Here is a 17,438-nt window from a genome sequence, read left to right on the forward strand (position 1 = left end):
AGTATAAGTAAGATAAAAATAGAAATGTGCAATTAAAAAAAGTTATGGAGATTAGGAAATAAGTATAAAAGGAGGATAACAAAATTAAAGTATTAGACAATAGAAAAATATTAGGTTTTTTAAAAAGAGTGGTGGCACAATAAGAAAGGGCTGAGTCGAGATTATGAAGAAAACTAATAAAGAGGTAAGGATTACAACAAGTAGAATTGCGCATAGAGAAAATGCGTTGATTGAAGCATGTAGAAATAAAAATGTGGCAAGGGTAGAGGAGATAATTAAAAAAGAAGGTGTAAGGATAAATCTTAGGGTACGGACAAAAAATGGAGAGTTGCCAATACATATTGCATGCATGAACGGGTGTATAGAGATAGTGAAAAAGCTTTTGGAAAGAGCTCGTGAATTAGAGGATTTTGATTATGTTAATGAGCGAGCAACTAGGGGAGGTACGGCACTTCACATAGCCTGTACAGTTGGGAATAGAAGATTAGTAACATTGTTGTTGTTTTATGGTGCTAGTATAAATAGAACGGATAATAAATACGATAGCACATCATTGTGGACAGCGTGTATCAGCGGAGCAACGGATATAGTAACGTTGCTTTTAAGACAGAAAAAAGTTTGTGTTGATGTAAATAAAGCAGCTTATAATGGGGATACTGCGCTACATAGAGCGTGTATTGATGGTACGGCTGAGATGGTTAAAGAGTTACTTTTGCATCCCGATATAAAAGTGAATATAGCTAATAGTGAAAAATTTACAGCACTACACTTAGCGTGTATTAAGGGAGACTTAAAGAAGGTTGAATATCTTTTAAAACATCCTGATATAGATATAAACGCAAATGGCAAAAAAGATGAAACTCCTTTACAGATAGCATGTGGAAAAGGGATAGTCGATATGGTAAGACTTATATTGTCGCATAAAGGAGTTAATATAAATTCTGGTGGTAAAGAAGGGATTACTGCATTGCATATAACGAGTAATTCAGGTCGAATAGATATAATAGATGAGATATTAGCATATAAAGGTGTGGATGTAAATATAGCTAATCATAGCGGTGTTACTCCGTTATATATAGCGTGCGGTGGTGGTAATAAAAAAGTAGTGGAAAGGTTGTTAAAATGTGAGGATATAGATGTAAATAAGTCAGATAAGTGTGGTACTACTCCTTTGCACATGGCGTGTAGTAGTAACAGTGTAGGTGTAGTTACAGAGCTTTTTAAACGTTCAGACTTAAAATTAAATATAATGGATCAAGAGGGTTATACTCCATTGCATGTAGCATGTGGTAATGGAAAAGCAGAGATCGTAAAACTTTTCTTGTCATATGAGCATGATAAGATTAATGTAAATTTTGCACAAAGAAATGGAATTACAGCGTTACATATGGCTTGTTTAGGTTTTGATGAAGTGGTAGATATCTTGCTAAATTGTCCTGATATAAATGTAAATGCAGTAATGGAAAACGGTATTACACCAATTTTGGGAGCATGTAAAATTGGGAGCAAAAGTATAGTTGAAAAATTGTTGGCAAGAGATGATATAGACATAACAATAACACCTTTTAAAAACAGTAGTTTAATAAGAGAAGTAAGGGGAAGATATAGAACAGAGATATTGGATATGCTTCAAGAGCGTGCGTTGAAGGATTTAAGTAAAGTATGTTCAAGTGGTGATATAGATAAAACAAGAAAGCTACTAGAATTAGTAAGAAATATTGAACCTATGCAAATTAAAGAGTTAATAAATGTATCAACTCCAGAGGTTTTAAGATATTTGATAAAGAGATTTGGTACTACAAAGGTAATTGAAGCAACAGATGCAAGTAATTTGGTAATGGATTATGTAATAAAAGAGAGCAATGTGCTATTTAAAGTATCAGGAAAAAATAAAGATATTTTAGAGAAGAGAATAGCGCATGAGCTTAAATTGGCATGTAAGTTAGCTGACGAGAATAACGTAGGAAGATTGCTTAGTACTGGTATAGATATATCAAAAGATGAGTCATATATTAAGATAGCGTTGAGTATAGGAAACCCTAATATAATACACATGTTAAGAAATAGAGGAGCGCTTGAAATAAGAAATGAAGAGTATGTAGAGAAAAAGGTTTCGGAAGAAATAGAGAGCGAGCTTTTATATGTGATTAAGAATGGGGAGGCCAAATATGTAAGAAAACTACTTAATAATGGCGCTAATGCAAATGAAATAGGAGAGGAAGGCAAGAGTGCACTAATGTATGCTGCAGCTCGTGGAGATAAGGGAATTGTGGTGGCATTATTAGAAAAAGGTGCGGATGTTAATGCAAGAGATAACAAACAAAAAAGTGCATTGATATACGCGATAGAAGAGGACAATGCTTTAGTTGCCAAAAAGCTAATAGAGAATGGGGCAGATGTTAATATTTGTGATGAAAACAACAGGAGTGTTTTAATGTACGCATTAAGAAGAGGTGAAAGTATGTCATTTATTATAAATTATAAGTTGGGGATAACTCCTGTGGATAAGTGTGATAAGTTGGGGATAGCTTCTACAGATGAAGAAGGCAAATTGAAAATAAGTTCTGTGAATGAAGTGGATATGTTGGGGATAAGTCTGTTGATGCATGCATGCCAAGGTGAATATGAGCCTGCAATAAAGAGATTAGTTGAAAAAGGGGCCAATGTAAACAATATTAGTAATAAGGGCTATACAGCAGTAGGAATAGTATTTAACAAAGGTAATATGAAGCTTACAAAATATTTCATAAAACGGGGTGCAACATGTCCAGGAAATGTGGACAAAAAGAATGAGTTTTATAAATTGCTTGATTGGACTTTGAATAAGACGTCTATATCTAAACCAGTGAAATTAAAGTCTAAAAATGTACTAGAGAAGAAGCCTTTAAAGGAGAAGATGTAGTTTTAAGAAAGAAAAGAAGTTTCCTTTTTGCTGAAAGCTAGTTAGAAAGAGCAGTTGGGGATAAAGTGGATATACTGTGGATATATCTGTTGATTAATAGTAGCGAAAACTCATGACTTGAGTTGGCTCTAAAAGAACACATGTTATTTATAAAAAATTATTTAGTGATATTAATTCACGGATGAAAGGTTTGAGAGGTAGTGATTATGTTGAGAAAAAACGAAAAATTTACCGTTTTGGGTAAGGCATTGTTTGATGCTTATATGAACAGAGATAGATTTAGGGTAGAGAGTCTGATAGAAAAAGTGCAAAATAAAAAGGATTTGAGGGCAAGAGAAGAACATGGAAATACAATATTGCATATTGCGTGTAGTGTTAATGATGAAAAGATTGTGCGCTTATTATTAGAGAAAAGTTTTTTGCTAAATGATTATGACTATGTAGATGAGGAGTCATACGAAGGGATTACCCCTTTACATGTTGTATGCAAAAATGATAGTGAAAAATTATTTAAGGTGTTGTTAGAATATGGTGTGGATGTAAATAAAGATGAAGGAACGGGAATTACACCATTGTACTTGGCTTGTGATAGCGGAAGTACAAATGTAGTTAAATTGTTGTTAGAGCAGCAAGTCAATGTAAACAAAGCTGATAGAGATGGTTTTACGCCGCTTAGTATAGCATGTCAACAAGGATATGCTGACATAGTAGAATGCTTATTGTCGAGATCGGATATAGATATAAATCTACTAACCAACAAAGGGAACAGTGCGTTTAGTTTGGCGTGCGGAAAAGGGAAAATGAATGTTATTGATATTATGATGAAAGATAGTAGATTGGATGTAAATGCGTGCTGTGAAAACGCGCGTACTGCATTGTATATGGCGTGTAAAGAGGGAAGAACTGAAGTAGTGAAAAAATTATTGGATTGTCCAGAAATAAAAGTCAATATAGTTGATGAAAAAATAATTACTCCCCTTAGTGTGGCATGTAGATATGGTCATGAGGATATAGTTAGGATGTTGTTATCGAACAAAAGGGAAAAGATAGATGTAAATTTATTTGATAGCAAAGGATTAACGGCATTACACGCAGCATGCTATAATTACAATGCGGGCGTAATAGATGCGTTATTATCGAGGCCAGATATAGATATAAACAAACCTGGATCCACAGGTACAGCAGCTTTACATATAGCGTGTTTTAACGAGAATATAGAGTTAGTAAAAAAATTGTTGAAGAATAAAGATTTAGATGTGAATATGTGTGATAAACACAATACATCGCCATTATTTATAGCGTGTTATCAAGGAAATTATGAATCAGTGGAGATATTGCTAAAATATGAATATTGTAATGTAGATGTAAATATAGAAGATGAAGAAGGGAATACACCTCTTTATATAGCATGTTATAAGGGATATAGAAAGGTTGTAGAAACTTTATTAAAATATTCGAAGGGTATAGTTGATATAAACAAGACAAAAGATGGCGTTAATGCAGTGAATATTGCGTGTGAAGTTGGAAGTACGGAAATATTGAAAATGTTGCTAAAATACGATAAAAAGAAAGCAGAAGTAACTAGAGCTGACAAAAAAGGGAACACACCATTACATATAGCATGTTATGATGGGAAAATACAAATAGCGAAGATGTTATTGGAATACTGTAACGGGGATAAAAATATCATAAACCGAGTTAACAAAAGAGGATTGACTCCGTTAATAATAGCATGTCAGAGAGGATATAAAAATATTGTAAGGGAGATTTTATCGTATCCGGATGTGAATGTAAATGTGGTAGATAAAATGGGAACTACACCATTATATATAGAGTGCCAAGACGGAAACAAAGATATTGTTCAAAAGTTACTATCGCTAAAAAATTTGGATATAACAATAATGCCGAAGAACAGGGGTATTATAACTAGTGTAGTAGAGGGAGAAGATAAAGAGGAAATAATAAGTATGTTGCAAAACCGGGCAAATAGAGATTTACCAGGTGCGTGCGAAAGTGATGAAGTAGAGAAGGTAAACCGATTATTAAATATAGTTGGAGATCTAGAACCAGAGCGTTTAGGCAAGTTATATAATATATCAACAAAACGGTTAGCAGAAGTAATGACAAAAAGATTTAGCACACAGATATTAACGCAGGTATTACAATATATTAAAGATGTTGATGCACGTGATAGTATAATAAATAAGATATTTGACAAGAAAGATATATTAAATAAAGTTGGTGAAGTGAATAGAGAGGTCCTAAAATATAAAATATCTAAAGAACTAGAGGAAGCATGTAGAGCGCGTAATGATTGCGATGTACAAAAATTATTGAATACGGGTATAGATGTGAGAGAAAGTGAAGCTTATATGAATGCGGCAGTTCTTGCGGGAAGTAACACTATAATTAATATATTGAAGAAAAAAGGAGCAAGAGCTGCGACAGTAGCAATAGAAAAAACTAGTGTACCCGTGGTGCATGAGAATGTTGTGTCTAAAAGGGTTAAGCAAAATAAAAATGCATTATTAGAGGCAATCGAGGAAGGGAACTTAACAATTGTGAAAAAATTATTAAAGAGTGTTTCTGCTAATGAAACGGATGGAAATGGAAAAAGTTTATTAATGTATGCAATAGAGAGGGGTCAAGTAGATACCGTGAAATTTTTGATTTCTAAAGGTGCAAATAAAAAAGCAGAAGACAACTCAAACAAGAGTGTGTTAATGTATGCTTTAGCAAAAGGAGAAATAATGTCTTTTGTAATAGAAGAGATAATAGATGAAGCCAATTTACGATTAGTAGATAAAGATGCTAAAAATTTATTAATGTATGCTTGTCAAGGTGGATATATGCCGGCGGTAAAAAAATTAGTAGATAAGTTATTGAAGCTAGATATAGGTTTAGATAATACTGATGCAAAGGGATGGACAGCAGCAGGAATAGCATTCAGCAGGGGTGATACAAGAATGACAGAGTATCTTATGAGAAAAGGAGCGGTAGAAGCAGGAAGGATACCAAATAAAAATGGATTCTATGAATTAAAAGGGAAAATAGATCAGGGAATTTTAATACCAAAGGTAGAAAAAAGGAGAAAAGGGAAATATAAATTATAGAATATAGATTAAGAAAATTATAGGTGAACCCTTATCCCATCGAAGAAGGAAGAGGGTTCATTTATTATAAGCGCTTGTAACCTTCTTGAATACAGCTCTTATTTGATGCATACAATTAAAATAAAAAAATACACAAGGAGCGTATTATGTACATTTTAAAATTAGGATCTAAAGGTCCTCTTGTTCGATTACTACAAAGCGTATTATTAAATTTAGGCTATAACATAGGCACAATTGATGGTGTCTTTGGTGTACAGACACAAAATTCAGTTTTAGAATATCAACGAGACAACGGTCTTCCTGTTGATGGTGTTGTTGATCAAAATACATGGACTTCTTTAGAAAAATTTATTTTGGGATATGTATCCTATACAATAAAACCAAAAGACAGTCTTTTTAACATTGCATCAACTTTTCTAACTAATGTCAACGCAATATTAGTTGCTAATCCTGGGCTAGACCCAATGAACTTGACTGTAGGCCAATCCATAATTGTTCCTCTAAACTCAAATGTTGTTCTAACCAACATCTACTACACATACGACATAATGGAAATGAACATACGATCGCTAAAAACAAGATATCCTTTCATTGAAACTGGTATAATCGGGCAAAGCGTCCTAGGAAAAAATCTCTACTACATAAAACTTGGTAAAGGAAAAACAGAGGTTTCATACAACGCCAGTCATCATGGCCTAGAATGGATCACATCTTTACTTACAATGAAATTTATTGAAGACTTTTCGCGTGCATATGCTACACAATCTAACCTATTTGGATATGACATAAAAGAAATTTGGGAAAACTACAGTATATATATTGTACCAATGGTCAATCCTGACGGTGTAAACCTTGTACTAAATGGTCTTGATACTAACAACCCTTACTACGATAAACTACTGCAATTAAACAACACGGGTCTACCATTTAGCAAAGTATGGCAAGCAAATATTCGCGGTATTGATCTTAATAGAAATTATCCGGCTTCATGGCAACTTGCAAAAAATCAAGAAGCAATGTTTGGTATAACAGGACCTGGCCCTACTAGATACGGTGGACCTTATCCTTTATCCGAACCAGAAACTCAAGCTATGGTAAACTTTACGTCTTCACACGATTTCAAACTTGTTATTGCATATCATTCTCAAGGTGAAGTAATATTCTGGTTGTACAAAAATATAACTCCTCCAAATGCACAAAAAATCGGCGAAACATTCTCTAAGCTTAGTGGATACGCCTTAGAAAAAGCACCTGTTACATCTTTATTTGCTGGATACAAAGACTGGTTTATAGAAGTGTATAACAAACCCGGCTACACAATAGAAGTCGGACTTGGTGAAAATCCTTTACCTATATCTCAATTTGACAAAATCTATAAAGACAACAGAGAAATAATGATTATAGCACCAACTCTTATAAATAAAATTGAAGACGATGACTAATCCCTAAATTAAAGTATATAGCCATTTTTTGCTTTGGCTATATACTAGATAAAATACTCGCTTGAAACTTGTATTAAACGGATTGGAAGACTAGCCAACATTTAAGCGGACACTTCCTTGCACCATCTACGCTTTTTTTAAGCTTAGAGGTGTAAAACATCCCCAACTTAAGTTTATCTTCTTGCGGATTTTCTTGGACCGGTAGTACCCCTTTTATTTTCAAAGCTTCTTTTTAAATCATGTTGCCTCTCGTCACTATCTTTCATAAATTTAGCAAGACGATCTTCAAACGACAGAACCTGTGGCTCTTTAACTTTACCTACATCTTCAGAACTTTTCTGAGGTTCCTTTTGTATCTTCTTTGGAACTGCTTTCCTAATTGACAAACTTATCTTGCCATTAGGATCAATAGATAAAATTTTCACCTTTACCTCTTGATTCTCTGTAAGGTGTTCTCTGACGTCTTTTACGTAATGCTCTGAAATCTCTGAAATGTGTACCAATCCATTTTTCCCTTCCGGTAACTGAACAAACGCTCCGAACTTTGTTATAACGGAAACTTTTCCGTCAACGATTTTTCCTTCTTCGACTAGCATATTATAAGAAATCCTCCCTAACTATTATATTAGTATTATACAGCCTTTATTGCTAATATGTCAATTTAATTTTTGTGCAATTTTTGAAAGCTTCACTGATATCGACACTTTTTTTGAATTCCTTAATTTTTATGTTAAGGTATTTACATTCTAATATCTTCTTAACTTTTACGAATCTCTTCTAACGCTTATTTTAAAGAAGAGAGAATATTTATAGAGACATCCTTTTAATAAAATTTTTGGTGTTAAGATAGAAGCTTTGTTTAAAGCTGGTATAAAATTTAAAATAGTGACAATAATAATGATGATACTACAATAAAGGAGATTTCGCAAATGAGAGCAACAGGTATAGTTAGAAGAATAGATGATCTTGGTAGAGTAGTTATTCCAAAAGAAATAAGAAAGACGTTAAGAATAAGGGAAGGGGATCCACTTGAAATTTTTACAGATAAAGAAGGAGAGATCATTCTAAAGAAGTATTCACCTATTTGTGAGCTTAGTGATTTTGCTTTACAATATGCTGAATCTCTCTTTAAATCAAGTGGACATATAACATGTATTTCAGATAGAGACACAATAATTGCAGTAGTAGGAACACCAAAGAAAGGATATCTTGGCAAGAGCATAAGCACTGATTTGGAAAAAGTAATAGAGGAAAGAACAGATGTATTATTAACATCACCTAAAGATAAAATGATAAATATTATAAAGGATGACGATGCAAAATATAATTCGCAAGTGGTGTCACCTATAATATCTGATGGAGATCCAATTGGAGCAGTTATATTTTTGTCGTTGGAATCTGATGCAAAAATGACAGAGCTTGAAGTAAAGCTTGCAAGTTCCGCATCCATTTTTTTAGGAAAGCAATTGGAGTAAAAGAAAAATTAAGTATATCTAAAATAGCCTAAATGTGATATAGTTTTAGTTGGAGTAAAATTGTATCAATTAGGCTATTTTGTTTTAGGGGTGATTTTATTGCGTATAGATAAATATTTAAAGGTATCTAGATTGATAAAAAGAAGGACAGTTGCGAATGAAGCTTGTGATAGGGAAAAAGTTTTTGTGAATGGAAGAGTTGTAAAAGCGTCGTATGAAGTAAAAATAGGTGATGAAATTGAATTGCGTCTAGAAAAGAATCCATTGCGTGTAGTAGTGACGAGTATTAGTGCATATGTGACTAAGGAAGGAGCAAAAGAAATGTATGAAATACGGTAGCAAAATTTGACTTTACAAAAAAAATGTGGTAAACTTATGGATTGAAAGAGGTAAGTATAATAACAGGATTTAAGAAATTTTTCACTGCATTTATAGTGTAAAAATTATTCTTAAGGGGTTGATTGTGGTGTCTAAGACTATATTGATAGTGGATGATGAGAAGAACATTGCAAATATATTGGATTTTAATTTGAAAAAGGAAGGATTTAATACAATAGTAGCAAATGATGGAGAAACTGCTGTGGATATGGCTTACAGCAAGAAACCAGATTTAATATTGTTGGATATAATGCTTCCAAAGTTGGATGGATTCTCGGTTTGTAAAAAAGTGAGAAAAGATCTTAATACACCTATTATTATGCTAACGGCTAAGGAAGATGAAGTTGATAAGGTTTTGGGGTTAGAGTTGGGTGCAGATGATTACATGACGAAACCCTTTAGTCCAAGAGAACTGATGGCGAGAATAAAAGCAAACTTAAGAAGGACAGAGATGTCTGAAAATACACAGACTGAAATTTTGAAATTTGGTAATCTTGTAATCAACTGTGCAAGTTATGAGGTTAAGCTAAAAAATAAAGTGATAGATATAACGCTTCGTGAGTTTGAGCTACTTAAGTTTTTGGCGCAAAGGAAGGGCCAAGTATTCACAAGGGAAAGTCTTTTAGAGAAGGTTTGGGGATATGAGTATTTTGGGGATGTAAGGACAGTGGATGTTACTGTACGAAGGATACGGGAGAAAATCGAGCAGGATCCGGCGAACCCTAGATATATAATAACTAAGCGAGGGGTAGGTTATTACTTTAGAAAATAATAGACATGTGGGGATTTGACGAGAATGACGACAGAGCGTATTAAATTATTTAAGAGCCTACAGGTTAGGTTGGTATATATGTTTGTATTGATGACGTCGGCGCTTATGATCATTGCCGCTATATCGATAAACAATTCTGTACAGTCATCTTATTATAAGACATTTAAGACTAGAATAGAGAAAGGTTTTGATGAGTGGAGACTCAGGAAAAATCCTACACGTGATGAAATTTCGCATTACTTAAGAGAAGAGAAAAATGCTATGTTTTTGTTTTTGATAACTGACTACAAAACATATAGCATAATAGATCAAAAGACAAACGAGATAATTTATTCAAGTGACAAGTTATTTGAAGAGGATAGAGAAAAACTTTTAAATCAGATACAAAGATCTAGTAATTATGTAAAGGCGCTTGCAGGGCTAGTTGGAAGCAAGGACAAACTAATTAAGTTTAAAGATAAGGCATATCTAGATTACGCGAAACCTGAGGGTGATTTTGTATTATATTTTAGATATGATAGGGATGACTGGAAGGGTACGATAGATAAGTTTAATCAGATTATATATATAAGTTTTTTTATAGCAATAATTTCGTCGCTCATAGTTGGATATTTTTTGTCAAAAACTATAACGACACCAATAAAGGATATTATGTATAAAGCAAAAAAAATGGCAGAGGGAGAGTTTGAAGAGACGCTTGAGGTTAAGTCGGATGATGAGATAGGAAAGCTTACGGAGACCTTTAATTACATGGCGGGAGAGATACAGTCGCACTTAACTGAGTTAAAAAAAGAGAAGAACAAAATAGAGACAATACTTCACTACATGACAGATGGAGTAATAGCGTTTGATATGAACGGGGAATTAATACACGTAAATTCTATAGCAAAGCATATTTTAAATAAAGATGTGTTTGATTATACGTTTTATGATTTTGTAAAGGAACTTGATTTAGATATAACAATTAGTAAAGTGTCAGAGTTAAAGCCATTTGAGACCATAGAAGAAAATATTTATGTAAGTGATAAATTTTTAAAGATGCAAGTGGTGAATTTTAGTAGTAAGACTAATTTTAATGAAGGAATAATATTTGTTATTTGTGATAACACGAAGCAACAAAGATTGGATAATATGCGAAGGGATTTTGTGGCAAATGTATCGCATGAGTTAAGAACACCACTTACATCAATAAAAGGCTATACTGAAACATTATTAGATGGGGGGGTTTCAGATTTAAAAATAGCAAATAAATTTTTGAATGTTATAGATTCAGAGACAGATAGAATGATACGTTTGGTTAATGATTTATTACAGCTAACTAAAATAGATGGGGATAGAATTAAATGGAATAAGAGTATAGTTAATATGAATAAATTAGTGGAGTTTATTGCATATAAAATGAATTTAGTTATAAAGGATAAAGGCCTATCGATGAAACTTGCAAAAGGGAAAAAGGTATCTCCAGTTGTGATAGATAGAGACAGGATAGAGCAAGTTATAGTAAATATTTTAAGTAATTCAATTAAATATACTCCAAGGGGTGGAAGGATAGAAATAGCTACAAGAGAGGATAGCGATTATGTTAAAGTTAGAATAAAAGATACAGGTATAGGTATACCGGGGGAAGATTTACCAAGGATTTGCGAGAGATTTTATAGAGTAGACAAAGCACGGTCTAGAAAGCAAGGAGGCACAGGACTTGGTTTGTCTATAGCAAAAGAAATACTAGAACAGCAGAATGGGAAAATGGAAATTGAAAGTGAATTAAATAAGGGGACTGTAGTTACAATCTATTTATCAAAGAGAGAGCAAATGTAGATGTAAGATAGTCTGCAAGTGGTGAATAATGTAGTTGCGAGTGTCTTTGTCAATTTCTGAGTTCTCAAAACCATAGTTTTAAAGAGGGGATAAAGGTGATTGTATGAGAAAGATGTTGAAACAATTAGCTGCTTTGGCTATAATAATTGCTATTTTTGGCATGACGCAATCATACGCAAAAGATAACCTGTTATGTACGGGACGACAAACAGAACAATTTTTGGTGTCAATAGCAAGACCACTTCAGGATGAGTCTACATATAAGGACATGTTTAAGATATGCGGTAGTACAAAGATGGACAATATAAGGATACGAATGTATATATGGAACGAGAACACAGGCACATACAAAGCGCTTAAGAATTCACAGGGAGAGACATATTGGGATATTGGGAGATCGGGTGTTTTTGTAAAAGAGGCGATGTTACCTAAAAAGGGTGTTAACATAGTTCGTGTTTGTGCATATGATAAAAGACAAGAACACAAATTGGAGGTTGGCAGAAACTTGCAAGTAAATGAGTTTAGCATAATCTTTTTAAATAAAAAAGTAAAAGACAGAGGACAAAGAGGAATGTTTAGTGTAGTAAAAAGAGATCAGTAGAGATTAGAGGTAATGTTATGCATAGTACAAAAGATAGAGTAAAGAACATAATATTAATAGGGCTAATTATGCTAAGTATAGTGCAGGTTGAGATTTATTGGAACTATCAATCTGACAACCAGTTAGGAAAATTGTTAGGGAAGATATATAGCGAAGATAAATACAATTTTGGAGTGGAAGAATTTTTCCGCCCGGATAGAATAATTGTATCAGAGGGTTTTGATGAAAATCATTGGATATTAAAGAAGAACAGTTGGGAGTATGAGGTATTGTGGAAAGATGCCAAGAGTTACATAAAAGATTTTTTAGACACAGAGGAGTATAAGGAAGTCATACCATTTGATTACGATAATTGGAGTAATGTGATAATAAGAAAATCAATACTTATAGAGTTTGATGGAGACATAGATGTAAATCTTGTATCAACGTTATTAGGAAATAGTCTGGCAAAGGATATGCAGTTAAAACACGTAAAGAAAGTACTAATGCAGCCATTTGAGGATGTAAATAATGTAATGACGTTCTACGTAGCAGATGAGAGTGACATATATAAAGTAACCAGTCCTATTTCAAATGAGAGATTGCCGAAAGAAGCGTATGACAAGTTAATAGCAAGCTTTGAGGGAAGAGGTAATCTTAATAAGTATAGTCTGATAAACGAAATTTTTCCCAATAAGGAGATGGCGCCATTTAACATAAGTTCAGATGTACTGATTGCGATAGATGAATCGTCGACAGAGAGGTACAATTCTTATTTTTGTATGCTGCCAATACTTTTAGATGATATCATGTTTAACAACAATTCGGATTTAGATGATTTATCGAGGGAGGTACTTGGGGAGAATATTGAATATTATGATATAGGTGTTGACGCATATGGTACAGTAGTGTTTAAAAACGTAGAGAACATATTTAGGCTATATAAGGATGGGGTACTTGAGTACAAATATTTAGATACAGTGCAAAAGGATAAAGATGAGAGCATTATAAAGTCTTTCAAGATAGCGACGGAGTTTATTGCGAATTTAAAAGGGTTAACAGAAGGTGCAGATATAACGTTAATTAGTGCAAAGAAAAATAGTAGAGAAGGGTATAAATTTACTTTTGATTATAAGATAGACGATATGCCGGTGATTATAAGCAATTATAAATCTCAAGTGGTGCCAGGTATGAATTTAAAGAACGCAATAGAGATTGTAAGTACTGGGAATAGGGTAATAAGTTGTTTTTGGATACTAAGAGATTTTGATAAAGTGCAAGATGCTGCACAGTATTACGTGGCTTTTGAGGGGTTGTTAGATGAATTATTTAAAAAATATAATATAGATAAAAAAAAGTTAGAGATACAGGATATGTATAACGCATACATTGTCAATTTTAATGATGAGGATATGGTGTTAGAACCACAGCTTATAGCGACGACATCTGTAGGACCAGGACAAAATGATTTTTATTCGGTATCGCTTAGGAGAAAGGATTGATGTAGATGGAGTGGTCTAAAGCTAAAAATATATTGATACTTATATATGTTATGGTGAATATTTTTTTATCAATGGTACTAGGAACGTTGTATATGAAGCGTAGGATTTCGGAGGATACATTAAATAATACAATAATTGCATTAAAAAATAGGGGTGTTCTTGTAAATTGTAAATTATCAAGGTATAATAAAGAGACTGGTACGTTGTCATATGAAAAATTTACGATAGATAGAAAACGTGTACTAGATAAAATAATGGGGAAGAGTGTGATAGAAGGGCAGAATGAATATAAAACAAAAAACAAAGAAATTATTTTTTTAGATGATAACAAGCTAGTATATAAAGATTATACATGGCACAGAGGTAGAGACTACGAAAACGATGTGATACGGTATGCAAATAGCGTATTACAAAAATGTAATATTGAGTTTGAAGGGGAGATTGATGAGAGGGATGTAAACAGAGTGACTATATATGAGAAATATGAGGGCTTTTGTGTATTCGGTAATTATGTTAAAATAGATATTGATGGAGACACAGTATCAATGGAGATAAGTTATAGAAAGGTACGGGCAATAGATACTAAGAAAAGAAAGATAATGCCAATACATCAGGTGTTGCTAAAGAATATAGTCAATATGGAAGGAGAAATAATAACTGATATAAAGTTTGGATTTAGAGAGAGTATTTTAGAGGATAACATAAAAGAGTTGGATGATATACCTGTGTGGAGAGTTAGGTTTAATAACAGAGACGATATTTTTTACAAGGCGTATACAGGTAAATTGGTAAAATAATATAAGATTTGGGGGAATTTTAATTGGAAAGAATAATTATAAAAGGTGGAACTCCTTTAAAGGGGGAAGTTGTAGTAAGTGGAGCTAAAAATGCTGCAGTAGCAATACTTCCAGCTGCGTTGATGATAGATGGTGTATGTGAGATAGATAACGTACCTGATATAAAGGATATTAGAATTTTGAAAGGGATAATGAAAGATTTAGGAGCAGAAATTACCCGTGATGAAAAGAATGAAGTGTGTTTTGATTGTAGACACATAAAAAGTTTTGAAGCAATATCAAATGAGGTAAGTAAGCTTAGGGCGTCGTACTATTTTTTGGGTGCGATGTTGGGTAGATTTAAAAAAGCAAAAGTAAGTTTTCCGGGAGGATGTGATTTTGGCACAAGACCAATAGATCAGCATATAAAAGGATTTGAGGCCTTGGGTGCTAGAGTATGTTTTGAGGGGGATGTTATAAGTGTTGAAGCTGATCGTTTAGTTGGAACACAAATTTTCTTGGACGTAGTTAGCGTTGGAGCGACGATTAATATAATGCTTTCGGCCGTTTGTGCAGAAGGTACGACAATAATAGAGAATGCAGCAAAGGAGCTGCATGTGGTTGATGTAGCAAACTTTTTGAATGTAATGGGCGCGGATATAAAAGGTGCTGGGACAGATAGAATAAAAATAAAGGGAGTAAAAAGACTTGTTGGTAACGCTACACATAGTATAATTCCAGATATGATAGAAGCTGGTACATATATGTTGGCGAGTGCAATAACTAAAGGAGATGTTGTGGTACGTAATATAATACCAAAGCATCTAGAGCCATTGACAGCGAAACTTACAGAGATGAATGTTGATATGGAGGAAGGTATAGACTACATAAGAATAAAAGGACGGGATGAAGTAAATCCGGTTAACATAAAGACTAGTCCATATCCAGGATTTCCCACAGATTTACATCCGCAGATGAGTGTGTTTTTAACATGTGCGAATGGTAAAAGTAAGATAACAGAAGGGATATGGGAGCTTAGGTTTCAGTACGTAGATGAGTTAAAGAAGATGGGAGCGTATATAAATTTAGAGAATAGGACAGCGACCATAAAAGGCGGAAATAAATTACATGGCGAGAAAGTTTTTGCAAGTGATTTAAGAGCGGGAGCAGCGTTGGTGTTAGCGGGATTAATAGCTGATGGGGTTACTGAGGTTTACAATGTTAACTATATAGACCGAGGATATGAGAGACTGGAGGAGAAGTTAGTTAATCTAGGTGCTAAGATAAAGAGGGTATTAGACTAAATCAAAAAAGGCGGTAGACATGGCGGAATTTTGTAGTTTGTACAGCGGAAGTAAAGGGAATGTACTTTTTTTATAAAGGATAAAAACACGAGAATATTAATAGATGCAGGTATGAGCACAAAAAGGATTGTAGCTGCGTTAAATGAGATAGGGGAAGACCCCAAGGATATTGATGCTATATTGATTTCACATGAGCATAAAGACCATATACAGGGGATAAAAGTATTTTTCAATAAATATGGAGTCCCCGTGTATGCGAATGAGAAAACATGGGAGAAGATAGCGAAATTTACAGAAGATGTGATACCCGATAGCGAGAAAAAGTATTTTTGTACATCGGAGGAGTTCCGCATAGGAGATATAACAGTGCGTCCGTTTGCAACATCGCATGATGCAGCTGAACCGGTAGGGTTTAATTTTTTTGCAGGAGACAAAAAGATTACAACGGCAACTGATTTAGGGTGTATGGATCGTGATATAGTTGATGCGCTGGATGATTCGGACTTTATTTTTCTAGAATCCAATCATGATAGAAACATGCTTAAGGTGGGACCGTATCCATGGCCACTAAAGAAGAGAATAGCAAGTAAGCTCGGACATTTGCCTAATGACGTAGCGGCAAGGGCGGTGGCATTTTTCGCGTCAAGAGGAACTGATATGTTTATGATGGGGCATCTTAGTCAGAACAACAATTTTCCTGAGCTTGTGTATCAAAGTGTTAAAAATGAAGTAGAGGGAAAAGGTATATTAATGTCGAATATAGATTTTTTTGTAGCAAGTCAAGATGTTATAAGTGATATTAAGCATATATGAGGTTATAATAGAGAGGGAGACAATGAGAGTAACGATTGTGTGTGTAGGAAAAGTGAAGGAGAAGTATCTAAAGGATGCAATAGAGGAATATATAAAAAGGATTTCTAGATTTTGCAAAGTGGATATAGTGGGAGTACCAGATAGAGAAATACCAGAGAGAAGCAACGACAGTGTAGGTACTAAGATAAAGGAACAAGAGGGTCAGGATATATTGAAGAAGATCAAGCCGGGGAGTACGGTTATTGCGTTAGATATAAAGGGGAAAATGCTTGATTCGTATGAGCTTGCGACAAAGCTTAGCGATTATTTTATATCAGGTAGTTCACATATAAATTTTGTCATAGGAGGATCGCTAGGTCTAAGCGGAGAGGTACTAAATAGAGCAGATTTTAGATTGTCGTTTTCTAAAATGACATTTCCACATCAATTGATGCGTGTTATTCTATTGGAACAGGTATATAGGTCATTTAAAATATTAAATAATGAGACATACCATAAGTAATCAAAAAGCGGTAAGTGTTTCATAAAACGTAGTAAAAAGGATAAAAATGGAGCAAGCTTAC

At 33.8% G+C, this 17,438-nt stretch carries 13 protein-coding genes and 1 pseudogene; 13 read left to right on the forward strand and 1 reads right to left on the reverse strand.

Going from position 1 to position 17,438, the window contains the following annotated elements; genetic code table 11:
• The first annotated feature begins 163 nt into the window (after window positions 1-163).
• The 3 genes from J6Y29_04940 to J6Y29_04950 all read left to right on the forward strand — a co-directional run bounded on the left by J6Y29_04940 (window position 164) and on the right by J6Y29_04950 (window position 7,457).
• Window positions 164-2,902, forward strand: a complete 2,739-nt coding sequence (locus J6Y29_04940; protein MBP5427217.1) for an ankyrin repeat domain-containing protein — start codon at window positions 164-166, stop codon at window positions 2,900-2,902.
• 206 nt (window positions 2,903-3,108) lie between these two features.
• Window positions 3,109-6,015, forward strand: coding sequence for an ankyrin repeat domain-containing protein (locus J6Y29_04945; protein MBP5427218.1), 2,907 nt, complete (start codon window positions 3,109-3,111; stop codon window positions 6,013-6,015).
• A 146-nt stretch (window positions 6,016-6,161) separates the two neighbouring features.
• Window positions 6,162-7,457 carry a peptidoglycan-binding protein gene (locus J6Y29_04950; GenBank protein ID MBP5427219.1) on the forward strand — a complete coding sequence of 432 codons (1,296 nt, stop codon included), beginning with the start codon at window positions 6,162-6,164 and terminating at the stop codon, window positions 7,455-7,457.
• A gap of 173 nt (window positions 7,458-7,630) precedes the next feature.
• Here J6Y29_04950 and J6Y29_04955 read toward each other — a convergent pair whose 3' ends face one another.
• A complete protein-coding gene (locus tag J6Y29_04955; GenBank protein MBP5427220.1) occupies window positions 7,631-8,053 on the reverse strand; it encodes a S1 RNA-binding domain-containing protein in 423 nt (140 codons plus the stop codon).
• A gap of 333 nt (window positions 8,054-8,386) precedes the next feature.
• Here J6Y29_04955 and spoVT point away from each other — a divergent pair, with 333 nt between their 5' ends.
• The 10 genes and pseudogenes from spoVT (at window position 8,387) to rlmH (ending at window position 17,377) form a co-directional block, all read left to right on the forward strand.
• The gene (gene spoVT / locus J6Y29_04960) at window positions 8,387-8,932 is read left to right on the forward strand and encodes a stage V sporulation protein T (protein ID MBP5427221.1); all 546 of its coding nucleotides are present in this window, start codon (window positions 8,387-8,389) and stop codon (window positions 8,930-8,932) included.
• A gap of 99 nt (window positions 8,933-9,031) precedes the next feature.
• A complete protein-coding gene (locus J6Y29_04965; GenBank protein ID MBP5427222.1) occupies window positions 9,032-9,271 on the forward strand; it encodes an RNA-binding S4 domain-containing protein in 240 nt (79 codons plus the stop codon).
• Between the two features lie 127 nt (window positions 9,272-9,398).
• Window positions 9,399-10,082, forward strand: a complete 684-nt coding sequence (locus J6Y29_04970; protein MBP5427223.1) for a response regulator transcription factor — start codon at window positions 9,399-9,401, stop codon at window positions 10,080-10,082.
• A 24-nt stretch (window positions 10,083-10,106) separates the two neighbouring features.
• On the forward strand, window positions 10,107-11,900 hold the full coding sequence (locus tag J6Y29_04975; protein MBP5427224.1) for a HAMP domain-containing protein: 1,794 nt from the start codon (window positions 10,107-10,109) through the stop codon (window positions 11,898-11,900).
• A gap of 103 nt (window positions 11,901-12,003) precedes the next feature.
• Window positions 12,004-12,501 (forward strand): hypothetical protein, encoded by a 498-nt coding sequence (locus tag J6Y29_04980; protein MBP5427225.1) that lies wholly within the window; start codon window positions 12,004-12,006, stop codon window positions 12,499-12,501.
• Window positions 12,502-12,518: 17 nt separating this feature from the next.
• Window positions 12,519-13,982 (forward strand): hypothetical protein, encoded by a 1,464-nt coding sequence (locus J6Y29_04985; protein ID MBP5427226.1) that lies wholly within the window; start codon window positions 12,519-12,521, stop codon window positions 13,980-13,982.
• A 5-nt stretch (window positions 13,983-13,987) separates the two neighbouring features.
• Window positions 13,988-14,779, forward strand: coding sequence for a two-component system regulatory protein YycI (locus tag J6Y29_04990; protein ID MBP5427227.1), 792 nt, complete (start codon window positions 13,988-13,990; stop codon window positions 14,777-14,779).
• Between the two features lie 23 nt (window positions 14,780-14,802).
• Window positions 14,803-16,062, forward strand: a complete 1,260-nt coding sequence (locus J6Y29_04995; GenBank protein MBP5427228.1) for a UDP-N-acetylglucosamine 1-carboxyvinyltransferase — start codon at window positions 14,803-14,805, stop codon at window positions 16,060-16,062.
• A gap of 19 nt (window positions 16,063-16,081) precedes the next feature.
• Window positions 16,082-16,875: pseudogene (locus J6Y29_05000) on the forward strand (MBL fold metallo-hydrolase).
• Window positions 16,876-16,897: 22 nt separating this feature from the next.
• Window positions 16,898-17,377 carry a 23S rRNA (pseudouridine(1915)-N(3))-methyltransferase RlmH gene (gene rlmH / locus J6Y29_05005; protein MBP5427229.1) on the forward strand — a complete coding sequence of 160 codons (480 nt, stop codon included), beginning with the start codon at window positions 16,898-16,900 and terminating at the stop codon, window positions 17,375-17,377.
• Window positions 17,378-17,438: the final 61 nt, after the last annotated feature.

The sequence above is a fragment of the Clostridiales bacterium genome, assembly GCA_017961515.1.
Classification (GTDB): domain Bacteria; phylum Bacillota; class Clostridia; order Acetivibrionales; family RGIG10202; genus RGIG10202.